Source organism: Candidatus Limimorpha avicola (assembly GCF_056978975.1).
Window position 1 is genome coordinate 91,671 of record NZ_DBMCYK010000006.1, and the last position, 24,507, is coordinate 116,177.

The following is a 24,507-nucleotide window of genomic DNA, read 5'->3' on the forward strand; positions in this document are numbered from 1 at the left end:
GCCAAATGAGTCGATATAGAAAAGAATTTATATCTTTGCAAAAAAATGTCTATGAGGTTTATTTTATTTTCATTGTTAATTGCGTGCTTTTTTATTGGTAAAGCGCAAACAATCGAGGTTAGCGGAGAACAAAGCGGAATTTGGGAGGCTGATACCGTTATTGTAAAAGGTGATGTTACAGTTTTGCCGGGTACGGTGCTTTTTATTGAAGAAGGTACTCGTGTCATTTTTGATGATTATTACGGCATCGTCGTCAATGGCGGAATAGAAGCTGTTGGTACAGAAACAGATTCTATTTATTTTACTGTTGCTGATACCACAGGTTTTTATCTCACCCATAAGGGTAATGGGGCATGGAACGGCATAAGATTGGAAAATTGCAATGAATCGGTTGTTTTGTCTTATTGTAATTTTGAATATGGTAAAGCAATACCGGAAGATCCTTATGGTGGTGCATTGCGTATTTATGACACTAAAAACATACTTGTGACTAACTGTAAATTCAGAAATAATGTCATGTGGAAACGAGGAGGCGCTCTGTATGCGGAAAATTCGGATTTGGAGTTCCGTAAGATAGAAGTGGCTGACAATAAAGGATATAACGTAGAAGGTGATATTTATTTGCATGGTGCCGGCATGTCATTCCTGAAATGCAATGTTAAAATGGAAGATATGTATGTTCATGGTAATGAATGTGCCGTATGCTATGGAGGAGGGCTTGCTTTCGACAGCTGTTCAGTAGTACTTGACAGAGCTGTCATAAACGATAATATTGCATGTAATGCAGGTGGATTGGGAGTGCAACGTTCCCAACATCTTGATGTCGTCATGTCCAACGTGTTGCTTTATAATAATAACGCTGTTCACTATGGCGGAGGCCTTGCCGTGGCAACAGCCAACCCTCTCTTTGTCAATTTCAGCATAATAAATAACTGTTGCGAATCAGCAGGCGGTGGTGGCATGCAGTGCGCTTTCGAGGCTCACCCTAAATTCTACAATTCTATTATTTGGGAAAATCATTGGGCTCATTCATCTTCTTTGGATGGTTCTCAGATTTGGGTCTGGGATGGCGAAACAAAATTGGATCTCTATAATGTCGCTTTGCAGAACGGAATGGAAAGCATACACACCGCTTTTGCTGAGGTGACTATTGAGGATATGTTGGTGGAAGATCCTCAATTTGTGGATTTCGATAATAATGACTTCAGATTGACAAAGTCAAGTCCATGTATAGATTATGGCAGAACTGAAGTGCCCGGGTTTACTTTTCCTTCTCTTGACCTTGCAGGCAACCAACGTGTGTTTAATGGTATCATAGACCTTGGAACTTATGAGTTCAATGATATTTATATTGATGAGAATAATTATGAAATGAATATAAAAATCATGCCTAATCCTTTGTCTTCTAACAGTGTCTGTGAGATAGATTTACGCGAGACATCCGACGTGATTTTGAAGTTATATTCTATTACCGGAGCATTGATATGTGAAAAAAATTATGGCTCTTTTTGTGCAGGTAAGCATAGTTTGTCACTATCCGAGATGTTTAATACCGGTAATCTTAAAAGTGGCGGCTATTTGTTGAATGTTGTCACTGATTATTCAAGAAAAGTTGTAAAAGTGGTTTATTAAAATATTGATATGAGCGACTTTATAAAGAAGAATAGGCATGCTTTGTCTATATTGTTGGCAATCATAGGATTTGCTGTCATTACCATGGTGTATTTTTCTCCTGTTTTGCAGGGTAAGAGAATTAAACAGCATGATATAGACATGTACAAAGGGATGTCAAAAGAGATATCCGATTTCAGGGAAGAGACAGGAGAGCAGACTTTATGGACCAACTCTATGTTTGGCGGAATGCCTTCCTGGAATATTTCCGTCACACAAAACAGTAACCTTATGACGTATATCAATAAGATTCTGAGTGTGGGATTTCCGCATCCTGTCGGAGCTGTTTTCATAAGCATGCTAGGCTTCTTTGTATTGTTGATGGTTCTAAATGCAGGTACTTGGGTCAGTTTTATCGGTGCTGTGGCTTACGGATTGTCTTCCTATCTCTTCATTGTGATAGGCGCCGGACATAACTCCAAAGCCATGGCAATGGCATATATGGCACCCGTTATTGCCGGTATTTTGTTGTCTTATAAAGGTAAATATCTTTGGGGTACTGTGTTGACAGCATTGTCGCTCGCTCTTGAAGTACGTGCCGGACATCTGCAAATAACATATTATTTACTGTTGATAGTGGTATTTGTAGTGCTGTTCGAGTTCGTCAAGGCTTTTAAAGATAAGAAATTCGACGTATTCTTCAAGGCAAGTGCTCTGCTTGCTGTAGCTGCTGTGTTGGCGGTGATGACAAGTTCTACTAACCTCTATGCTAACTATAAATATGTCAACGATACCATGAGAGGTAAACCGGTATTGTCTAAAGATATTGATAATCAGACAAATGGACTTGACAGAGATTATGTCACACAATGGAGTTACGGCATTGGGGAGACATGGAGTCTTATGATACCAAATGTTAAAGGTGGTGCTTCAGGCTATATTGGCAATGACAATCCGGCTCTTCATAATGTGGATTCCCGCTTTAAACAGGCTATTGCTCAACAGAATGCGTATTGGGGCGATCAACCGGGTACAAGCGGTCCCGTATATGTTGGCGCTATTGTGGTATTCCTCTTTGTATTAGGACTTTTTGTGGTGAAAAACGAGTATAAATGGATACTTCTGGCAGCTACAGTGTTGTCTATACTGCTGAGTTGGGGTAAGAATTTCATGGGATTTACCGATTTCTTCCTTGACTATGTGCCAGGATATAATAAATTCCGGGCTGTGTCTATGACTCTCGTCATTGCAGAGGTGTGTATGCCGCTGCTCGCTTTCCTTGCTCTCGCCGAGATAATGAAAAATCCCGACGTGTTGAAAAACAATATGAAAGCCCTTTATATCTCCTTCGGCTTGACAGGCGGTATATGCTTGATAATGTCTGTAATGCCAGATGTGTTCTTTAATTTTCTGAGTAAAAATGAAATGGCTCAGTTTGAACAACTTACAAAAGGTGCCGGTGGCTCGGTTTACCAATCCATGATGTCTCAGTTGGAGGAAGTGCGTATGGCTGTCTTTAGAAAAGATGCTCTGAGAAGTTTCTTTTTCATAACAGCATCTGCAATATGTATTCTGTTGTTTGTCAAGGGTAAGATGAAACAGAAAATATTGTTGCCTGTCCTCGCTGTCCTTGTATTGGTGGATATGTTGCCGGTGGACAAACGATATCTTAATAATGACAACTTTATATCAAAACGTCAGTTCGACAGGCCTTTTACCATGACAAAGGCTGATGAGTTCATATTGAATGACAATACTCTTGATTTCAGAGTGGTAGATATTTCCAAAAATGTCTTTAACGATGCAAGTACTTCATATTATCATAAATCCGTCGGAGGTTATCATGGTGCTAAACAACGTCGTTATCAAGACATTATTTCTCATTATCTTGACAGTGAGATAAATGATTTACGCAAAGGCTTTTCCAATGCCAAAACTGAATACGATGTTGTTAAGTTGTTGGACAACACAAAGGTTCTCAATATGCTGAATACCAAATATGTGATTTATCACGGTGATGCACAGCCTTTGATTAACAGAAATGCCTTTGGCAATGCCTGGCTCGTCGATGAAGTGAGATGGGTCGATACTCCAAATGAAGAGATAGATGCTATTGCTGATACCGATGTCAAAAATATTGCTATTGTCAACAGAGAGTTCGAGAATGATTTGATAAACTTTAAAGGTAATGACAGTCATGGTGTTATAGAGATGAAATCATATAAACCCAATGAGTTGGTTTATGAATTCGAATCTTCTGCAGACGAGTTGGTGGTATTTTCGGAAATCTGGACTTCCGATGGATGGAAGATGACTGTCGATGGTAAAGACCATAAGATTTTACGTGCCGATTATATGATGCGGGCAGCTTTGATTCCAGCCGGTAATCATGAGATAGTGATGCGTTACGAACCCGGAGTATGGAAAGTCGGCAATGCCATTTCTTTTGTGACTTCTTTGATTATTCTGTTGGCATTGGTGGCTGCGGTAGCTTTTGCTTTCAAGCAGAAGAAGACTGAAGAATGAAAAAGGTCTTGATAATAACATATTATTGGTATCCATCCGGAGGTTCCGGTGTACAACGATGGCTTAAAATGTCGAAGTATCTTCCGGAGAATGGTTGGCTGCCGGTGATATATACTGCAGAAAATGCAGAATATCCTGTCGAAGACCTCTCTTTGGAGAAAGATATTGTTCCGGAGGTGAAGGTGATACGCCGTCCTATAATAGAACCTTATTCTTTATATAAGAGATTTCTTGGATTTAAAAAAGATGAAAAGATAAAAGCCGGTTTTATTGAAGAAGGAGAAAAGAAAAAAGGATGGAAACAGAATCTTAGCGTATGGATAAGAGGTAATATGTTTATTCCGGATGCTCGTTGTATGTGGGTGCGTCCATCAGTGCGTTTTCTTAAAGGATATCTGAAAGATAATCCTGTCGATGCTGTCATTAGTACCGGTCCGCCTCATTCTATGCATCTCATCGCAATGAAACTGCATGATGATCTTGGCGTTCCATGGATAGCAGACTTTAGAGACCCGTGGACCGGGATAGACTTTTATAACGACTTGCATTTGTCTGCACGTAGCGACAGAAAACATCACCGTCTTGAAAATGAAGTGCTTGTAAAGGCAGACCGTGTGGTTGCAGTGGGTCGTGACCTCGCTGACAGCCTGTCACGTCTTGGTGCACGTGACGTCACTGTGATAACCAATGGCTACGACTTTAATGAAAATGATATTCATGATGTCAGACTGTCTGATGACTTCACTATATCACATATAGGTATTATCGGCAGTACCCGTAATGCAGTGACTCTGTGGAAGGCTCTCGGTGAACTCGTTGCTGAAAATGAAGAGTTTAAGAAAAAATTGAGGCTTCGTCTCATAGGTCAGGTAGATAATACTGTACTGTTATCCATAAGTCAAAATGGTCTTGATGGCAATCTTCAGCATATAAGTTATATACCGCATGATAGTGTCATGAAAGAACAGTGTTCTTCACAGTTGCTGCTGTTGCTTGTCAACGACACTCCTAATGCTAAAGGAATATTGACAGGCAAGGTGTTTGAATATCTTGCAGCCCGTCGTCCTGTCTTGGCTGTTGGACCTGAAGATGGAGATACTGCTGCTTTGCTGCGCGACACCTCTGCCGGCATAGTGATTGATTTTCATAATAAGGAGAAAATGAAAACAGTCATAATGGACTTTTTTAATAAATATTTGAATAATAATCTTTTGTGTCATGACAGCTCCGTAGATGGATATTCCCGCCGAAATCTTACCCGCGATTATGCCGTTCTGCTCAATGACTTGATAAAAAATAAGGAAAAAAAGATATGACAGATATAAAAAACAAAGTCCTGTATGTTGCTAACAATATCACTACTCCAACACGCGTCAGCAATCGTATTATTGTAGATATAGCTCTGCATTTGTCGCGATATTATGACATAGCAATGGTTTATCCTAAGGAGTTCGTGCCTTTTCCGGTATATAAATTCAAGAAATACAAGTATCTACATTCTCTCGATAAGACTTGGTATAATGACGGTATTCCGGTTACTCCCATAGAGTATTACCGGTTGCCGGGCTTCAGCCTCTCGTTTTCATTGCTGAGAACTGCAGAGCATGATGTTTGCCGTTATGTGGAACAGAATGGACAGCCTGCATTGACACATGCTCATTTTGTGCTGCCTGACGGTTATTTCGCCCGCATATTGAAAAGAAGATATGGCATACCTTATATAGTGTCGATAAGAGAAACAGATGTCAAATATATCAATAAGGCTTTCGCTTCAGGCTGTCATAAATCCAAGTTCGAGGAGGTGTTGCATGATGCAGACAGAATCATTGTACACAATGTCTTTCAACAGGATTTCATAAAAAGCCATTTTGGAGTGAATAGTATAGTAATACCTCATGCCATAGATGATAATCTGTTGCAATACAGGGAGTTACAGCCTTGCCGTGATGAAGTTGTAATTACTGTTGTAAGCAGTATGATAAAACGAAAACGTTTGTCCTGGGTTATTGATGCTGTAAAGGAATATAATGGCAACAAAAAAATCTTTCTTGGAATAATAGGCGACGGTGAACTGAGACATGAACTTTACTCTCAGGCTGAAGGCATGGACAATGTTAAGTTTTATGGACAATTGTCCCATGATAAAGTGGTCGAGTTGTTGGCAGAAAGCGATATCTTTGCCTTGCCAAGTGAAGGCGAGACATTCGGATTGGTATATCTTGAAGCTGCAGCCGTGATGAATGCTGTGATAGCTGTTGAAGGTACCGGCGTTTGGGGTGTCTTTAAAGAAGATGAACAGGCGTTGTTTTGCCATGATTACCACTCCTTTAAAAATATGCTTCACCAACTTATAGATGATGACGATAAAAGAATGACAATGGCTGTCAATGCTTATAATAAGGTGAAAGAAGATTTGGTTTGGGATAAGATAACGGAAAAATATCATGAAGTTTATCAGGAAGTTATTCGGAATAATCCAGGTTGAATTCTGTCAACAGTAAGGTCCGAGAAGTCTGAATACAATATGTTTTTACACGTAGATATATTATGAAGTGTTTGCAATATGTTGATAGAACGACATTTGTGCTTTAATAATAATCTCATATATAAAATATCCATATAATGATTTTATTCGGACAGCAAAGAAATATTTATATTCGTATTATTAGGAAGTACTATCTGAGGCAATCGGATATAATACGACGGAAAGATATTTATATAAAGTAAAAAATAATATTTTGAGTCTTTCCACAAAAAGTATTCGTTGATACAAATTTAATATCAACTCAAACAATGTTTTTTATTGTGGTGGCATAGATCCGACTATCTCCATACAGGTATTACTGATTATTTGAGGCCTTGTAATCCGCCATTAAGGATAGATTATATAAAATGTGGTAATAAATGTATTTAGCTGATATTCTTGATGATAATATAATTTTGTGTTTGTAAATCAGAAATAGTAATTATATTACTTAGAAAAAAACAAGAAATTTTTGGAAGTAAAAAAATAATCTGTATATTTGCAACATAAAATAGAGTAAAATGATTACTAAGAAAAAAATATATCTAAAAGAGGTTGCAGAGGTTTTATCAGGAGTATATGAGAAAACAGATCCGGATGGAGAAATAACCTATTTACAGACTAAGGACTGTACTGACACCATAGTCACAAGGCATGCTTCACGAGTATTTCAAACATCTAAAATGCATAAGAATTTGTTGCATGAAGGTGATATCCTTTTTACCTCCAAAGGTGTAAATTATTTAAGTGTCGTATTTCGTGAGCAAGAAAAAGCGGTGGCATCCACTTCTTTTTTTGTGATTCGGTTGAAATCCCCGATTGTTACACCTGAATATCTTTGTTGGTTTTTACGTCAGCCTTCAGTGGAAGCATATTTTAAGACTCACCAGGTTGGTAGTGCAACGCCGCTTATTCATAAACCTGCCGTAGAAAATTTAGAGATACCAATCCCTTCGTTGACGGAACAAAATATTATCGTAAAGATTGCAGACTTGTCTCAAAGAGAAAAAGAACTGCAACATGCAATCATCGAAAAGAAACATATTATTATGCAACGATTATTAATGAATAAAATAAAATAACTTATATATGGAAATTCAACAGAAAACAGACCAGTCGCAAATTAATCGTGTGGTTTGGAAAGCTTGTGATACTTTCCGCGGAGTGATAGACCCCAGCCAATATAAAGATTATATCCTGACTATGCTTTTCCTTAAGTATGTCAGTGATGTATATAAAGCCAAGCATTCTGAATATTTAGAGCGATATGAAGGAGATAAGGAACGTGCGGCGCGTGCCATGCGCCATGAGCGTTTTATGGTGCCGGAAAACAGCTCGTTCCACTATCTGTATGAAAACCGCAATGCAAACAATATAGGCGAGCTGATTGATATGGCTTTGGCCGATTTGGAGGATGCCAACCGTGAAAAGATGAGCAGTGAAGACGGCAGCAGCATTTTCCGCAACATCAGTTTCAATTCGGCCAATTTGGGCGAACCCAAGGAAAAAAATGCACGCTTGAAAAACCTGCTGGTCGATTTCAGCGAGCTGGAATTAGATGAATCCCATTTGGAAGACAACGATATCATTGGAGATTCCTATATGTATCTGGTTTCCACGTTTGCCAGCGAGTCGGGCAAGAAGGCGGGCGAGTTCTTCACGCCGGCCGAAGTGTCCACCTTGTTGGCCAAACTGACCAAAAGCAAGCCGGGTGCCCGTATCTGCGACCCAACTTGCGGTTCCGGTTCCCTGCTGATTAAGGCCGGCAAGGAAGTGGGCAACAACAATTTCTCGCTTTACGGACAGGAAGTGAACGGCAGCACATGGGCGTTGGCCATGATGAACATGTTCCTGCATAATTTTGACAATGCAGTTATCCGTTGGGGCGACACTTTGCGTAATCCCAAGCTGAAAGAGAATGACCGGCTGATGAAATTCGATACGGTTGTGGCCAATCCTCCCTTCTCTTTGGATAAATGGGGAGCCGATGAAGCGGCCACCGACCCGTATAACCGTTTCTGGCGTGGCATTCCGCCCAAAAGCAAAGGCGACTGGGCTTTCATCTCGCACATGATAGAGGTGGCGCAGGAAGGCAGCGGCAAGGTGGGTGTGGTCATTCCCCATGGCGTGCTGTTCCGTGGCGCGAGCGAGGGAAAAATACGCCGGCATGTCATAGAGGAAAACCTGTTGGAAGCCGTGATCGGACTTCCGGCCAACCTGTTCTACGGTACAGGCATTCCGGCAGCCATCGCCATTTTCAACAAAGGCAAGAAAACCGACCATGTGTTGTTTGTCGATGCCAGCCGTGAGTATGAAAACGGCAAGAACCAGAACAAGCTCCGCCCGCAGGACATTGACCATATTGTCAGCGTTTACCGCCGCTTTGCCAATGGCGAATTGGATGCCGGTGTGGCGGAAGACAAATATGCCTTTGTGGCCACTCCTGCCGATATCCGCGAAAACGATTTCAACCTGAACATTCCGCGCTATGTCGATACCTTTGAAGAGGAAGCCGAAGTGGATATTCCCGCCGTACAGCAGGAGATTGATGCGCTTGAAGCCGAATTGGCCGAAGTACAGGCAAAAATGAAAGAGTATTTGAAGGAATTGGGATATTAAGCATAATATTTTCACTATGAACCGTATTGAACAATTATATAATGAATGGCAGTCGTTGTTGCCTTTAAAGCCGGAAGACCAAAGTCGTTTGGACCGCAAATTCATGTTGGAGTTCAACTATAATTCCAACCATATCGAAGGCAATACGCTGACTTACGGGCAGACGGAGTTGCTCCTGCTTTTCGGCAAGGTGGTGGATGAAGCCAATATGAAGGATTTGGAAGAAATGAAAGCCCACAATGTGTGCCTGAAAATGATGCAGACCGAGGCGGCCGACAAGGGAAAGCCGCTGACCGAAACTTTTATCCGCCAGCTGCATCGGACCATGTTGCGTGAGGATTATGTTTGTTACCGCCGGTTGTCCGATGGCACGAATACATCCTATACCATTCATGCGGGCATTTACAAAACCCGTCCCAATTCGGTGATAACGGTTACAGGTGAGCGTTTTGAATACGCTTCGCCGGAGGAAACACCTGCCTTAATGGCCGATTTGGTGAATTGGTATAATGAAGCGGAAGCAAAAGCCGAATTGTCGCCCATTGAATTGGCATCCGTTTTTCATTACCGCTACATACGTATTCACCCGTTTGAGGATGGCAATGGCCGCATAGCCCGTTTGATGGTCAATTATATATTGGCACGACACAATTATCCGATGATAGTGGTGAAAAGCAAGGACAAAAGCCGTTACCTGACGGCATTGCATCAGGCAGATGCATTGACGGGAAAATTGCCGGCTGACGGTGCATTTGCCGGCAAAGAGGCAATAAAACCCTTTACCGACTATATGGAGCAGTTGCTTTGCGGTGAGTTGTCTGATAATATCTCGTTTGTAAAGGAAAAAGCGGATATGATATGGTGGTACAATGGTGCATTTGTGAAATTTGCCAACGAGAATACGGTAAAGCTGATAAAGGTGCTTTTGGATGCACCTGCCATTACCGTACGCGAACTGTCGGAGCGTTTGCCCATTAACAAGTCGGCAGTACAGAAACAGCTGAAAGCACTGCAGGATAAGGGCTACATTGTCCGTTTGGGTGGTGCGCGAGGCGGTTATTGGCATGTGGCATTGGTTTGTACCACTTCGGAAGGTGGACAAATAATAAATGGTGGACAAAATAAATAGGTGGCGTTATGACAATAAAAAACATACCGGTAGGATACAAGGATTCACCATTGGGTATTATTCCTATGGAGTGGGAGGTGAAAAGGTTGGGGGAGGTATTATCGATAGGAAATGGTAAAGATTATAAGCATCTTTCTGTAGGACATGTTCCTGTCTTTGGCACAGGAGGGATTATTACCTATGTTAATAATTATTTATATAATGGGGACACTGTTTGCATAGGTAGAAAAGGAACAATTGATAAACCGATATTCTATTCGGGTAAAATATGGACAGTAGATACCTTGTTTTATACGTATGCATTTAAAACCACTTTTGCGAGGTATATTTATTTGTTATTTCAGATAATAGATTGGAAAAAATATAATGAGGCAACAGGTGTACCTTCTTTGTCGAAATCAACAATAGAGCGAATTATGATTCCTCTCCCTCCTCTTCCCGAGCAAGAGAAAATAGCAGAAATTTTGAGTACATGGGATAAGGCCATAGAAAGACAGACCCAGCTGATTCAGAAATTGGAATTGCGAAAAAAAGGCTTGATGCAGCAACTGCTCACGGGAAAGAAACGTTTGCCGGGGTTTACAGGAGAATGGAAGAAAGTAAAGGCAGGTTTGATTTTTAAAAGTGTATCAATACGTTCCAATAAACAAGAAATTCTTCTTTCTGCAACTCAAGAACATGGTGTTATTCCGAGAGATATGTTAGAGTCTAGAGTTACCATGCCTACTGGTGATTTGTCTTCTTTTAAACTTGTTGATGTTGGTGATTTTGTAATAAGTTTGAGGTCATTTGAAGGGGGAATTGAATATTCACAATATCGTGGTGTTGTTAGTCCTGCATATACTGTATTAAAAAAGGCTCTTGATGTAGACAGTGCATTCTATAAGGCATATTTTAAAAGTAATGATTTTATTCAACGATTGTCTGTAGCGGTAATAGGGATTAGAGATGGAAAGCAAATTAGTTATTCTGATTTTGCCTATATCAAGATACCTTTTCCTGCATTGCAAGAACAAACCGCCATTGCCAATATCCTTTCATCAAGTGATGAAGAAATCCGCTTGGCGCAAGATAAGTTGGCTGCCATGAAGGAACAAAAGAAAGGTTTGATGCAAGTATTATTAACAGGGAAAAGGAGAGTGAAGTTATAAAATATGAAAGAACGGGAAGGAAATTGTAGAATACGAAATCTAATAGCATGGTTCTGTGAAAAGGCCACAAACCTATGGACTTTAGCAATGCATAAAAATTTGTTTTGGACATTGCTATTTATCGTTTATTTCTGCTTTCAATCGTTTTTTGAAAAGCTGTTGACATATTATTTAGTCCTTCCATTTCTTTCTTCTTTTGAGGTTACATTTTTTACGCGTATCCTCTTTGTGGTTGGTGTAATATATATAATTGTCCGCACTTGCTATGCTTTATGGAATAAGGAACAGATTTCACCTTCCCATTTATATATTGCTCTTTTGTTGGTGCTTATATGGGCATATTATAGATTTTATAGTGATGCATTTACGTTTACTTATGTTATTGACAATATAGCCTTTGTTGATATTGTTGCTCTATATGCCGTATTGCTTTACTTTACTTGGTCTGCCGTGTGGGTGATAACAAAAATATCCTCTATTCGCAATAAAAAGGTGAATCAAGGTGAGGGTTTTGTTTTGGATGAACCTATACATGAAAATCCCCAAGAAGACATTTTAAAACGTAGTCCATTTGCCGAAAGCATTGCAAATAAGTTATTGCGAACAAAATTGTCAGAAAGGTCGTTTGCCATTGGTATTGTTGCTCCTTGGGGATATGGCAAAACATCGTTTGTTAATCTGATAAAATATCATTTAGGAGATAGGGCTATTGTTATGGATTATTCTCCTTGGGTATATGGCAAAGGAAGTAACTTGACACAAGCCTTTTTTGCGGAGCTAAGCAAGAAGTTGAGTTGTTATAACCGTTCATTAAATCATCAAATAAAAGCATACGCATCTTTGTTGGGAAAGACTGATTCGACTATGTTGCAATTGTTGTCATCGGTTTATGCATTATTTCATCGGGAGGATAGTCTGGAAACGGCTAAGGAGACTTTGGAAAAGACATTGCAAAGCATACCAAAGCCGATAGTAGTTGTTGTGGATGACTTGGACAGGTTGATAGGTGAAGAAATAATGGAAGTGTTGCAGTTGCTGAGGAATGGAGCGAGTTTTCCAAACCTATATTTTATTGCAGCTTATGACAAAAATTATATGGTCAAGACAATCTCGGAGCAAAATAAAGTGATTATGCCAGATATTTATCTGGAAAAGATTTTTCAGATAGAATATACAATACCTAAGTTTGAAAAGAAGGTATTGCAAGATGTTTTGTTTGAATCTTGCTGTAAGTTTATGGTAAGTAAGAGAGATGTAGAAGATTTGAAAGTCACCGTCTATGACTCGTCCGGTTCAAGAGATTTTGTAATAGATGAGTTGAGAAATTTACGTGATGTGAAGCGTTTTACCAATGCATTACATTCTTCTTATCCTCATTTGGCAGGAGAGATTGTCCTAAAAGACTTAATGAACATAACTTTGTTAAAAGTCAAGTATAAAGAGGCATTTGATTTATTGGGCAAGTATCAGTCTCGCTTGTTTAAAAAAGGAATATATGGTAGTTTGGTTTTGTATAAAAGGGAGAATGAACAAAACGATCCAACTGGATTAAATGGCTTTTTGAATAGAGATATGATTGATATTAGAGAAGAATGGGATAAATATTTTGGACATGTATATTCAGAGGTACAGAAAGAGAAGATATTGTCTATATTTGATAAATTATTTTCTGATAGTTCAATTGATTTGAGAGGTATAAATTCTGAAGATGCTTATGAAAGATACTTTTATGATATGCTTTTGGAAGAAGACTATTCTGCGGATGAATTTGATAATTTGTGGGGTTTGCCATTTGAGGAAATTAAAAGAAGGGTAAAATCAGCGCTATCAACAAAATCTTTTTCATTGCAAAGCCAATTGAAAAAATTTCAACCAAAAGATAAAGATACATATATGAAATGGGTGCGTACTATTTTATATGTAGGAACGAACTCTACGAAAAATATTTTTGGAATAAATGATTTTAGAAAGATAAAGATATTGAATCCTCCTTCTTGTTTTAAGAACGGGCATGATACTTATAAAACGTTTTTGCAGACTGTACTTTATGAAAATGGTCCGTCATGGTTCGTATGTGAATTTCTGATGCATCTGGAAAGAGAGGTGGAGTGGCCCCTTGAATTATTTACTCAAGAAGAAACAAGAGAAATAAGATTGAATATGTTTAATAAAATTGCCAGCCTCAAAGATACTTCATTTATGGTTGTTGATAATTACATGGAATTAATGAGGATTATAGTGAGAACGGCGAGTGAAAATGGCCTTTTAAAAGAAGAAAGAAGATATATAGATGGAGCGAAAAATATTTATAAAAGTTTTTCTGAACAGCATATTATACCTATGGTAACGAGCATGATTATACCATTGAATGTTTTTGGGACTAAACGTTATGGAATTAATCAACGTGTAATTACTATTTGGGATTCATGGAAAGATTTTGAAGATTTTGTCATTAGAATCAAGAAAAATCAAGTGAATCATAATATAGATTCGAAAGAATTGGACGAGTTTATCCGTTTTATGGATGAATGTAAAAATAGAGGTTGGGAAACAGGTGTTGAGTTTGAATTTGAGTATTTGAATGTCGAAAAATAGGTGTTTATGCAAGGAATATCATTTAAAGAAGATCATATCAGTCAGATACCCGCTTTGCAGATGTTGCAGAAGTTGGGCTATATCTATCTGACGCCGGAGGAGGCGTTGGCGATGCGTGGCGGCAAGACGTCGAATGTCCTGCTGGAAGATGTGTTGCGCAATCAGTTGAGGCGCATCAACTCCATTAGGGTGAACAGCAACAAGGAAGAGCTGTTTTCAGAGCAGAACATTGAAAACGGCGTGCTCGCCATGCGCAATATCCCTATGGAAGGCGGCTACATAAGCGGCAATGAAACTGTTTACAACATGCTGACACTTGGTAAGGCTTTTGAGCAGAGCATCGACGGCGACAAAAAGAGTTATACCATGCGTTTTATCGACTGGGAGCAGCCTGAACGCAATGTGTTTCATGTAACGGAAGAATTTGCGGTAACCCGCACCGGTTTGGCAGAAATCTATCGTCCGGATATCGTGCTGTTTGTCAATGGCATTCCGTTAGTGGTGATAGAGTGCAAGCGTCCGGATATCAAAGGCGCGCTCGACCAGGCAATTTCCCAACATTTGCGCAACCAGAAAGATGACGGCATACGTACCCTATATCTGTACAGCGCCCTGCTGCTCAGTATAGGAAACAGTTTCGGGTCGTATGCAACCACAGGAACACCTGTCAAATTCTGGAGCAAGTGGAAGGAGTTGTTCCTTACTGAACAAGAGGAGGAGGATTATGCACAGCAGTTGGACAGTCTTGTCAACACTCCATTAGATGATAAACAGAAAGCTCATCTGTTTGGTGACCGTTTCCGCTATGTACGGACGTATTTCGATGCTATGGAACAGGAAAAGATGCTGCCCACAGAACAGGATCGGTATCTGTTTGGCTTGTGTCGTCCGGAGCGATTGCTCGACTTGATTCATAATTTTACCATCTATGACGGTGGTATCAAGAAATTAGCCCGCTACCAGCAATATTTTACGGTAAAGGAGATAACGGAAAGAGTGAAAGCCTTAGAAAATGGCAAACGTCGTGGAGGTGTGGTATGGCATACACAGGGAAGCGGCAAGTCGCTTACGATGGTTCTGCTGGCACAGTCTATCGCCCAAGCCAAAAAAGAAATAAAGAATTCGAGAATAGTGATGGTAACAGATCGTACAGACCTGGACGACCAGATTACCACTACATTCAAGAAATGCGGACGGGAAGTGATGAATGCCACTACCGGCCACAATCTGATGAAATTGCTGGAAAGCAAGACGGATGCCATTATCACAACCGTCATCAACAAGTTTGAAACGGCGGTCAAACAAATGAAGCAACCGCTTACTGACCCGAATATCTTTATACTGATTGATGAGGCACACCGCAGTCAATACAAGGAAATGGCAATCAAAATGGACAAAGTGTTGCCCAATGCCTGCAAGATAGCTTTTACCGGTACGCCTTTGATGAAAAAAGAAAAGAATACTGCCAATACGTTTGGCGGTATCATCCGTCCGGTATATACTGTGCGGCAGGCTGTGGATGATAAGGCTGTGATTCCCTTGCTTTATGAAGGACGTATTGTGCCTCAGCATGTAAACGAGGGCCCCATAGACAATTTCTTCACCAAGGTTTGCGAAGGGTTGAATGAATATCAAACGGCGGACTTGAAACGAAAGTATTCGCGTACCGATTTTGTGAATCAGACAGAGCAACGGGTATATTCCATAGCCTGGAATATCTCCGAACATTTCCGCGAAAATTGGCAGGGAACCCGGTTCAAGGCTATGCTGGTCACTCCACGCAAGTCTATTGCAGTGTTGTATAAGAAATATTTGGACGAAATCGGTATGGTATCTTCTGAAGTGCTCATTACAGCTCCGGATATGCGCGAAGGTGAAGAATCGTCATACGGCGAGACTTCAGAAGAAGTAAAGGTATATTGGAAAAAAATGATGGATGAACATGGGTCGCCTAAAAAATATCAGAAAAATCTGATTTCTCGCTTCAAAAATCAGGAACAGCCGGAAATAATGATAGTGGTGGACAAACTGTTGACCGGATTTGATGAGCAGAAGGTTGTGGTTATGTATCTGGACCGCAAATTGAACGGGCATACTCTGTTGCAGGCTGTGGCGCGTGTAAACCGTGTCTGTGATTTTGCAGACAAAAAATTCGGTTATATCATAGACTATTATGGGGTGTTGAAAGAACTTGACGATGCCTTGGAACTTTATTCCAATTATGATGAAGAGGAACAGGAGGCTTTCCGTGAGACTTTGGAATCCGTAGATACGGAAATAGCAAAACTGCCACAGAAATATTCCGACTTATGGGATTTGTTCAAATCCATCCCGAACAAAAGGGATTTGGAGGCATACGCCCGGTCGTTGCGGGATGAAGACAGACGACATGAATTTTATGAGAGGCTGACAGATTATGCATCTTGCTTGAAGATAGCCCTTTCTACGCGTAATTTCCATGCACAAACCCGGGAAGATGAAATCAAGCGTTATAAGGATGACTTGAATATGTTCGTTAAGCTGAGATCGGCAGTTCAGTTGCGTTATTCGGATACTATAGATTACAGGCAATATGAAAGTCAGATACAGAAACTGATTAACCGTCATGTGGAGAGTGGAGCAGTAAAGCCAATTACAGAGTTGGTAAACATCTTTGATACGGAAGCCTTTGAACAGGAGGTGAAAAAAATTGTGGGGACAGCGGCTAAGGCCGATACAATCGCCTCCCGTACCAGTAAGTTCATTACTGAGAATATGGATACAGACCCGGTATTTTATAAAAAATTCTCCCAATTGCTGAAAGAAACTATTGCCGCTTATGAACAGGGTAGAATCGATGAATCGGAATATTTGAAACGAGTATTGAAATACAAGGATGACATATTGACTCATACTGATAATGAATTGCCGGGAGTATTACAGCAAAACAATACGGCAAAGGCTTATTATGGTTTGGCCTTGGAAACATATCAGCGTATATTTGATGATACACAGGTTGATTCGAAAAAGTTGGCATTAGAAACTGCTATGACTTTTGATGGAATCATAAACCGTACATTAATTGTTGACGGTAATGTATTGGTTGACTGGCAACAGAAATCGGATATTATCGGCCGTATGAAAATAGAACTGGAAGATTATCTGATAGATGAAGTGAAAAAAAAGTATGGACTTAATTTCTCATTTGATGATATGGATACGATTATTGACGGATGTGTTGACGTGGCAAAGTTATGGATCAAATAAAAGATAGTATCGAATATGGTTCTGTTGTAATGGAATATACCGTAGAATACAGAGACAGGAAAACTTTGGGTATCTGTGTGCATCCTGATGGCAGTGTGGATATAAAAGCTCCTGTGGAAACTCCATTGGAACAAATCAGAAAACACGTACATCGTCGTGCTCCGTGGATTTGCAAACAGCAACGATATTTTTCCTCATTCGGCATTCACACACCTGAACGAAAATATGTTAGTGGAGAATCCCACTTGTATTTAGGCCGACAATATATGCTACGCATTGTTGACAGCGAACGCAACGAGGTGCATTACAAAGGAAATATACTCGAGGTAGAGTGCAGACACCGTGAAGATGCACGTCATTTACTTATAGCCTGGTATAGAAAACGTGCTGAAATCAAATTCAATGAATATGCCGGTCCTTTGGTGGCACGTTTCAGCCGTCATCAGGTCAAACCCTCCGGCATCAAACTGAAAGAAATGGAAACCCGTTGGGGAAGCTGTACCGCTTCCGGACAAATTCTGTTGAATCCAAAGTTAATCGGTGCCTCGCGTATTTGCATTGAGTATGTTATCCTGCATGAACTTTGTCATCTTGTTCATCGTAACCATACCAAAGCCTTTTATGAGTTATTGTCTCAGGAAATGCCGGATTGGAAGAAATGGAAAATGAAATTGGAAAGGATGATAATTTAAAACGCTTTGAAAGTTGAGACTGTAAATATTTAAGATAGACAATTAACTTTAAACTCTAATAAAAAAGAATTATGAAACAATAACTAAATGAAATTATAATAGACATATTGAAAGAAAATGAAAAGCTTGTATTCATTGCAATAAAACAGCGTGCTAAATTTGAAGGATGGTTGAAATTTGAAATAGCATGCAGACTGTTCGATTCTTATTGCGATGTGGAGGTGGAATATCCATATCCAAACAATAAAAATCGATACGCAGATATTTATGCTAATGGAAATCTAATAGAATAAAAGACTCCCAACACAAATTATAATGCCGAGCAATGCAAATCTTGTACGAGACCCATCACGAAAAATATTTCATCTATTATCGAAGACATTAACAAATTAAGAAATGCAGGTGGTAATTGTAAAAAATATATTGCATTTGTATTATTTCCTATTGATAGTGACGGGAAATATAGTGAATATATTGAGCGGATTAAGAATGATGGAAAAGTAGAACTTATATGTAAGCCCCTTACTATAAATAGGACTAATGTATTGGTATGTTCTGCTGAAGTCTTTTGACAAATAATTTATATTATGAGATGATTATATTAACTGTATTTTTGAGTTAGAAAAATGAAAACATTGCTGTCCGGTGAAATCGTACTAAGAAGCTTATATAAAAGATAATTACTTTAGACATCAATATTGTATTATCAACTATAGTATAGACGTCATATTATGGCGTCTCTACGTGTAAAAACATATTAAATCCTATTGAAATCTGACAGAAAATCACAAATTGATTATCAATTTTAAATGACATATTACTATAAAAAGTCTGTATATATAATTTCATATTTATCTTATTATCAATAATATAAAGTTTATCACTCATAAAAAAGTCTGTATGTTACTATATGTATTACACTGTATATATTGTATAAAATCCATACATTTTAACAGTTGTTATTTTTTTAAAAAATATATATATATATTATAAAAAAAGTCTGTACATAAAAAGTTATATTTAATTGATTATTAAATATATAAATTTTTAGCAATATAAAAAAGTCTGTACATTACAAATTGTAATTATTATTTTAGTATTGTGATAATTATTCTAAAAATATTAGTATAAAAATATAATACGTATTTGTCAAAAAATGTAGATTTTCTTAAAAAAGTCTGTACATTGTAAATTATATATGTCTGATTATCAAATATATAATATTTTTGTTATATAGAAAAGTCTGTATCATATTTTTACCTTGATTCATATTTGGGATTGGGTAAAGAAAATGAAAGTCCTTTAAATATAAGTTATATTGTTAAAGGGGAATTAGAATTTAAAGCTGGTGGTAAAATAAAAGAATCGCAGATTGGATATCATTATCTTACTGTTTATTATGGTTTGCCGGTAATGATTAATAATCCTCCAATTTTAAATGAAAGGTAATTTAATAACATGGGGATATGTCAAATGTGGCATGCATATCCCACTCTTTCAATGGCAAACAACTGTAATTATCACATTACTTATTAAAAGCCAATAGTTTTAAAAATCATTTTCAATTATATTCCTTTTGACAGGAGCAGAAACGATGCAGTTGGAGATACAGAATATCCCATCAGGGAATTATATTTTGAACATAACAGTTGACAAAGGAAAAAATGCAGCGAGAAGATAATAACAACGGAATGACGGTAGAATGATGATAATAATACATTTTATAAATTGTCAAGGCGATTAGTTATCGGAATACAATGTTATTATGTAATAATGTCAATTAGATATTATTTATCTAAAATCCAAGGTTCATCGAGGTCTATATCCCAGTTGGCTTTTATTTCAAAGACATTATTATATATTATTACTTTTTCCGGTTGTATTTTACGAAGATAGTTGCCGGGCGACCATATACCATTGCCGTCTTTATCGAGTATTGCTTTTAGTTTGTATTTTCCGGGTTTGAGAAATTCAAATGCTATTTCTCCATTCTCTCGGACAATTCTCGTATCTTTAATCTTATCATTCTCATCTGTCAGATATACAATGGCTTGTGGAATGTCATCCGGTATCATCACAGTGATATATATATTGCCGAACTCGTTGTAATCTGCAATGCTGAACGACAATTTGGTGACATCATTGGTATATCCTCTGAAACTGTAAAATACAGAATCCGGTATTATGATGGTATATTTTTCTTCAGGTTCTATGGTGTTGAGCATCTTGAATTTCATACCGTCATTGTCGATTTTCTCAAACTCGATATTGTTGAATACCGTATCTTTTGAAGTGATGAACCATGTGGTATCGTGCATGTCATATTTTGTAACAGGTTCCGGGAAAGACAGTATAAGGTCATGTTCGGGTATCAGTTTGCCTTGTGAAGTGTTGTTGCTTATTGACAGTTTTTTTACTTCAGTCTCCTGTCTTCGACGTTTGACAGTCTTGGGCTTTAGGCTGAAATGAATGGTGTCGTGTATCAATGTGTCATAATTGATGCTTACGAGCAGACTGTCTTTATTAGGAGTGAAATACCACAACACCGTATCTTGTCGTTGTGAATATAAAGGATAAATATCGAAGGTGTCCGGAAGGGTTTCCTGAACTTCTATCTTCACATCTTGTGCCGGATAGCGAAATACAAAACGCAGAAGTCCGTCTTCAACAAGTTCTTTTTTGAACAGTTTCTGAATGGAGTCTTCCTGTAAATAACTGTAAAGTGTACATTCGTTGACAGTGTAATTCAGAGTGGTGTCAACATAAATGTCAATGATGCTGTCTTGCAGGTTTTCTTCTGTTTCTGAAGAAGTAACAGTGTCTTTTGGGATATTGAACAATTTGTCCGGGATATAAACAGGTCTTACATATTCCGGGTAGAATGCGATATTTTCGTTAGGCAAGTCGTAAAGCATATTGGAGTTACCGTCTTTCAAAGCAAAAAGCAGATAGTTTTTGTCGGATAATGCCCTGAAGACGAATTTGCCTTTGTCATCAGTCATTGTGATATAGTCGGGTAGGGAAAGATATGGAAGCGAGTCTATGTTGGCATTTTCTTTTCCCGTATCATATAACATGACATACATTTCTTTTTCTGCTTCGAGTTTATAGGCATTGTAAACAGTGCCTATCAGCGAGAGCGAATCTGTATAATTGCCTGTAGAAAAAATGTATGTATAGTTTTTCAAGATGTTGCCTTCGTGCAGATCTTTTATGGCATTGCCGAAATTGATTGAATATGTTGTTTCCGGTTTAAGTTCTTCCTCAAAACGTACCATCAGGGTCTTGCCGTTGAGTTTGAAGACTGGACTTTTTTCCATTGGGGGCGAGATAAGTACGTTTTTAGTAGGATTGTCGAGAGTGACATATTCATCAAAGGTAATATGTATTGTCTTACCGGTAAAGTTAACGGAGTTGTTGTTGGGTGAAGTTGAAAGTACTACAGGAGGAGTGTCGTCTTTGGGTCCGCCGGTAGGCGATACTACATTGGCACAACGGAGCAGCAAAAACGATAACATTAACAATACAATATGTCTTACGGTCTTTCTCATGCTGCAAAGTTACATTAAAAATCATAGCTAAAGGCATTATGGCAAAAAATAGTTGTCTGTTTGATAAGTGTTTTGATTAATGTTTTTATAAAAAAAGATAATATCATAATGACAAAAAAAGAATTTTTTGATAAAAAATCATCTCGTGATTGTGATATTTCACCCCTGAAACAGGCATCTTCACCCCTTAATAGTATAATTTCACCCCTGAAAAAGGCACTTTCGTCCCTGAATGATGTTTTTTACCCCATTACGTTGTTGAAATGTCCCTTTTTCTACACATCAGCATACGGCAAGAGTATTTTTGCAGCACCGATTGTTTATGAAATAAAATGTCTCATGATGATAAATAAAAAGATAGTTGCTTTTGGAGATTCAATAATGAAAGGTGTCGTTGCTGCGGCAGACACGCAAAATCCTCGTTATGTTACAAGTGATGAGGGATTCTTGAAACGTTGTGAAAGAATTTTCGGAATGAAAATATATAATTATGCCTGTTTTGGCAGTACTACCTTAAATGGTCTGAAATATTTGGATCGTCATCTGAAAGATATTCAGGATGCCGATTATGCTTTTCTCGAATTCGGAGGCAACGACTGTGACTATAATTGGAAAGAGATATCGGAAAAACCTGATGAACAACATTATCCCAAAACCGGTATGATGGATTTTATCAGTCATTATACTGAACTGATAAACAGAGTTATACATCTTAAAGTCAAGCCGGTGATATTGTCATTGCCATTGATAGATGCAGAACGATATTTCAACTTTTTCTCTGTTACTCTCAACAGAAACAATATTTTGCAATGGCTTCACGGCAAGGTGTCAAATATCTATCATTGGCATGAGATGTATAATGTAGAGTTGTTTAAAATCGCCTCGCGTTTCAATATTCCAATAATAGATATCACCACGCCTTTTTTAAGAGAGAAGAATTATCAGGATTATTTATGTTCTGACGGGATACATCCCAATGAAAAAGGACATGCGTTGATAGCTTCAGCCATTTGTGAGTATAGCCGAAATCTTTAATTTATGACAGACTGTTGAAAGTGAAGCCTTTGTCATGGAAATGCTGCAATACTTTGGGCAAGGTGTAGAGCATGTTGTCACAGGCTTTAATGCTGTCGTGGAATACTATAATACTGCCGTCGTGAGTTTTTTTGATTATATTTTTAAAACATTCTTCCGGTGTCAATGTCTTGTCCCAGTCGTACGATATCAAAGACCATGCTACGATTTTATATTTTTTTCGCAACAGTCTTATCTGGCGAGGGCGCATTCTGCCATGCGGAGGACGGAATAAGACGGTCTCTGCCATGGCATTGGCGGCGTCAACAGAGGCGACATAATCTGCAGTCTTAGTCTTCCATCCGTTTTCATGGTGGAATGTATGTATCCCAATGCTGTGTCCGTCGGCTTTTATGGCTTCGAAAAGCTGCGGATATTTCTTGATATTGTTTCCTAAACAGAAGAAAGTGGCTTTGGCATTATATTTTCTCAGTATTTCCAACACCTTCGAGGTGATGTCCGGTGTGGGACCGTCATCAAAGGTTAGATATATCTTCTTCTCTCCACTCGGCATATACCAGATGAAAGAAGGATAAAACAGTCTTATTGCCCACGGCGTACGGAATATTCTCATTTCAACAATGTATTGCTGCAAAAGTAATTCAAAATTCGAGTTGTTGAATAAAAAATATTAACTTTGCAACAAAAATAAAATCTTCATGTTTAATTAAAAAAACCTTTGGAAATGAAAAAGCTGATATTAATACGCCATGGTGAAAGTGTATGGAACAAACTCAATCTTTTTACGGGTTGGACAGATGTGGATTTAAGTGAAAACGGCATAGTGGAGGCATATAATGCCGGCAAGTTGTTGAAAGAAGAGGGATTCTTTCCGCAGATGTGTTATACCTCTTATCTTAAAAGAGCGGTGAAGACGTTGAACAATGTGTTGGATGCCATGGATATGGATTGGCTTCCTGTGGAGAAGAGCTGGCGTCTCAACGAGAAGAGTTACGGTGCCATACAGGGTCTCAACAAGGCTGATACCGCTGCAAAATATGGTGATGAACAAGTGAAATTGTGGAGACGTTCTTTTGATGTCCGGCCTCCGGCGCTGAGTATGGATGATGATAAAAGCCCTCGCAAGGACCCGCGTTATGCTGAACTGACAGATGAACAAATACCTTTGACAGAGTCGCTGAAAGATACTATAAACCGTCTGTTGCCTTATTATAATGACGTGATTATGAAATCTTTCGAAAAGTATGACCAGGTGTTGGTGGTGGCTCATGGCAACAGCTTGAGGGGTATTGTAAAGGAATTGCGCCAGATGTCCAACAGCGAGATTATAGAGTTCAACATTCCTACTGCAGTGCCCTATATCTTCGAGTTTGACGAGAATATGAAACTTGTAAATTGTTATTTCCTCGGCGACCAGGAAGAGATAGCTCGCAAGATGCAGAGTGTCGCAAATCAAGGTAAGGCAAAGTAAATCTGTTTATTTGTTTAATGCCATTATCGGCAATCGATGGCGGTGATTGGATTTTCTGATGCACCGCCATTGTTATGAAACGAGTTGTATAATAAAATGATTGATAATAATATCATTATTATGTTAATGTTGTGTTTTTAAAATTATGTTTATTGTAATATTTTAACTATATTTTTATTAAATTATCTTAAAATATTATCCTAATAATGGTAATATTTTTGATTCCTTTTTTGGTGATATTTTCCGGATTTGAAATACACTGTGAATGAGAAAGAATAATTTATAACAAGAAATTTTGCACATTTTTTAAGCTTGTATATCTATTGTGTCAAGAGAATAAATGACGACATTTGCTGC

At 38.5% G+C, this 24,507-nt stretch carries 16 protein-coding genes; 14 read left to right on the forward strand and 2 right to left on the reverse strand.

The window, feature by feature from the left end:
- Positions 1-51 precede the first annotated feature (51 nt).
- The 12 genes from ACZOVS_RS04485 (at position 52) to ACZOVS_RS04540 (ending at position 18,386) form a co-directional block, all read left to right on the forward strand.
- Complete coding sequence (locus ACZOVS_RS04485) at positions 52-1,632, forward strand: right-handed parallel beta-helix repeat-containing protein (protein WP_483996028.1); 1,581 nt, start codon at positions 52-54, stop codon at positions 1,630-1,632.
- Between the two features lie 9 nt (positions 1,633-1,641).
- Entirely contained in the window at positions 1,642-4,137 is a 2,496-nt protein-coding gene (locus ACZOVS_RS04490) for a YfhO family protein (RefSeq protein ID WP_483996029.1), read from the forward strand.
- Positions 4,134-5,453 carry a glycosyltransferase gene (locus tag ACZOVS_RS04495; protein ID WP_483996030.1) on the forward strand — a complete coding sequence of 440 codons (1,320 nt, stop codon included), beginning with the start codon at positions 4,134-4,136 and terminating at the stop codon, positions 5,451-5,453. The genes ACZOVS_RS04490 and ACZOVS_RS04495 overlap by 4 nt, the downstream gene beginning before the upstream one ends.
- Positions 5,450-6,622, forward strand: a complete 1,173-nt coding sequence (locus ACZOVS_RS04500; protein WP_483996031.1) for a glycosyltransferase — start codon at positions 5,450-5,452, stop codon at positions 6,620-6,622. The genes ACZOVS_RS04495 and ACZOVS_RS04500 overlap by 4 nt, the downstream gene beginning before the upstream one ends.
- A 560-nt stretch (positions 6,623-7,182) precedes the next feature.
- The gene (locus ACZOVS_RS04505) at positions 7,183-7,743 is read left to right on the forward strand and encodes a restriction endonuclease subunit S (RefSeq protein ID WP_483996032.1); all 561 of its coding nucleotides are present in this window, start codon (positions 7,183-7,185) and stop codon (positions 7,741-7,743) included.
- Between the two features lie 7 nt (positions 7,744-7,750).
- The gene (locus ACZOVS_RS04510; protein WP_483996033.1) at positions 7,751-9,280 is read left to right on the forward strand and encodes a type I restriction-modification system subunit M; all 1,530 of its coding nucleotides are present in this window, start codon (positions 7,751-7,753) and stop codon (positions 9,278-9,280) included.
- 16 nt (positions 9,281-9,296) lie between these two features.
- On the forward strand, positions 9,297-10,409 hold the full coding sequence (locus tag ACZOVS_RS04515) for a Fic family protein (protein ID WP_483996034.1): 1,113 nt from the start codon (positions 9,297-9,299) through the stop codon (positions 10,407-10,409).
- An 8-nt stretch (positions 10,410-10,417) separates the two neighbouring features.
- Positions 10,418-11,560, forward strand: a complete 1,143-nt coding sequence (locus ACZOVS_RS04520) for a restriction endonuclease subunit S (RefSeq protein ID WP_483996035.1) — start codon at positions 10,418-10,420, stop codon at positions 11,558-11,560.
- Positions 11,561-11,563: 3 nt separating this feature from the next.
- Positions 11,564-14,155 carry a KAP family P-loop NTPase fold protein gene (locus ACZOVS_RS04525; protein WP_483996036.1) on the forward strand — a complete coding sequence of 864 codons (2,592 nt, stop codon included), beginning with the start codon at positions 11,564-11,566 and terminating at the stop codon, positions 14,153-14,155.
- Positions 14,156-14,161: 6 nt separating this feature from the next.
- A complete protein-coding gene (locus ACZOVS_RS04530) occupies positions 14,162-17,401 on the forward strand; it encodes a type I restriction endonuclease subunit R (protein WP_483996037.1) in 3,240 nt (1,079 codons plus the stop codon).
- Positions 17,389-18,093 (forward strand): M48 family metallopeptidase, encoded by a 705-nt coding sequence (locus ACZOVS_RS04535; protein ID WP_483996038.1) that lies wholly within the window; start codon positions 17,389-17,391, stop codon positions 18,091-18,093. Before ACZOVS_RS04530 ends, ACZOVS_RS04535 begins: the two co-directional genes overlap by 13 nt.
- Positions 18,094-18,200: 107 nt before the next feature.
- Positions 18,201-18,386, forward strand: a complete 186-nt coding sequence (locus ACZOVS_RS04540; RefSeq protein ID WP_483996039.1) for a hypothetical protein — start codon at positions 18,201-18,203, stop codon at positions 18,384-18,386.
- A 1,494-nt stretch (positions 18,387-19,880) separates the two neighbouring features.
- On the opposite strand, the gene ACZOVS_RS04545 is transcribed toward ACZOVS_RS04540, so the two are convergent.
- Positions 19,881-21,644, reverse strand: a complete 1,764-nt coding sequence (locus tag ACZOVS_RS04545) for an Ig-like domain-containing domain (RefSeq protein ID WP_483996040.1) — start codon at positions 21,642-21,644, stop codon at positions 19,881-19,883.
- A 339-nt stretch (positions 21,645-21,983) separates the two neighbouring features.
- Here ACZOVS_RS04545 and ACZOVS_RS04550 point away from each other — a divergent pair, with 339 nt between their 5' ends.
- Complete coding sequence (locus ACZOVS_RS04550; RefSeq protein ID WP_483996041.1) at positions 21,984-22,679, forward strand: SGNH/GDSL hydrolase family protein; 696 nt, start codon at positions 21,984-21,986, stop codon at positions 22,677-22,679.
- A 1-nt stretch (position 22,680) separates the two neighbouring features.
- On the opposite strand, the gene ACZOVS_RS04555 is transcribed toward ACZOVS_RS04550, so the two are convergent.
- A complete protein-coding gene (locus ACZOVS_RS04555) occupies positions 22,681-23,292 on the reverse strand; it encodes a polysaccharide deacetylase family protein (RefSeq protein ID WP_483996042.1) in 612 nt (203 codons plus the stop codon).
- A 111-nt stretch (positions 23,293-23,403) separates the two neighbouring features.
- On the opposite strand from ACZOVS_RS04555, the gene gpmA reads away from it, so the two are divergent.
- Positions 23,404-24,150 (forward strand): 2,3-diphosphoglycerate-dependent phosphoglycerate mutase, encoded by a 747-nt coding sequence (gene gpmA / locus ACZOVS_RS04560; protein ID WP_483996043.1) that lies wholly within the window; start codon positions 23,404-23,406, stop codon positions 24,148-24,150.
- Positions 24,151-24,507: the final 357 nt, after the last annotated feature.

Bases quoted from the DNA above. Each gene is read 5' to 3' on its own strand.
- ACZOVS_RS04520 (WP_483996035.1), top strand. From the start codon at position 10,418: ATGACAATAAAAAACATACCGGTAGGATACAAGGATTCACCATTGGGT.
- ACZOVS_RS04485 (WP_483996028.1), top strand. From the start codon at position 52: ATGAGGTTTATTTTATTTTCATTGTTAATTGCGTGCTTTTTTATTGGT.
- ACZOVS_RS04545 (WP_483996040.1), bottom strand. From the start codon at position 21,644: ATGAGAAAGACCGTAAGACATATTGTATTGTTAATGTTATCGTTTTTG.
- ACZOVS_RS04550 (WP_483996041.1), top strand. From the start codon at position 21,984: ATGATGATAAATAAAAAGATAGTTGCTTTTGGAGATTCAATAATGAAA.
- ACZOVS_RS04525 (WP_483996036.1), top strand. From the start codon at position 11,564: ATGAAAGAACGGGAAGGAAATTGTAGAATACGAAATCTAATAGCATGG.
- gpmA (WP_483996043.1), top strand. From the start codon at position 23,404: ATGAAAAAGCTGATATTAATACGCCATGGTGAAAGTGTATGGAACAAA.
- ACZOVS_RS04535 (WP_483996038.1), top strand. From the start codon at position 17,389: ATGGATCAAATAAAAGATAGTATCGAATATGGTTCTGTTGTAATGGAA.
- ACZOVS_RS04490 (WP_483996029.1), top strand. From the start codon at position 1,642: ATGAGCGACTTTATAAAGAAGAATAGGCATGCTTTGTCTATATTGTTG.
- ACZOVS_RS04515 (WP_483996034.1), top strand. From the start codon at position 9,297: ATGAACCGTATTGAACAATTATATAATGAATGGCAGTCGTTGTTGCCT.
- ACZOVS_RS04505 (WP_483996032.1), top strand. From the start codon at position 7,183: ATGATTACTAAGAAAAAAATATATCTAAAAGAGGTTGCAGAGGTTTTA.
- ACZOVS_RS04530 (WP_483996037.1), top strand. From the start codon at position 14,162: ATGCAAGGAATATCATTTAAAGAAGATCATATCAGTCAGATACCCGCT.
- ACZOVS_RS04510 (WP_483996033.1), top strand. From the start codon at position 7,751: ATGGAAATTCAACAGAAAACAGACCAGTCGCAAATTAATCGTGTGGTT.
- ACZOVS_RS04555 (WP_483996042.1), bottom strand. From the start codon at position 23,292: ATGAGAATATTCCGTACGCCGTGGGCAATAAGACTGTTTTATCCTTCT.
- ACZOVS_RS04495 (WP_483996030.1), top strand. From the start codon at position 4,134: ATGAAAAAGGTCTTGATAATAACATATTATTGGTATCCATCCGGAGGT.
- ACZOVS_RS04500 (WP_483996031.1), top strand. From the start codon at position 5,450: ATGACAGATATAAAAAACAAAGTCCTGTATGTTGCTAACAATATCACT.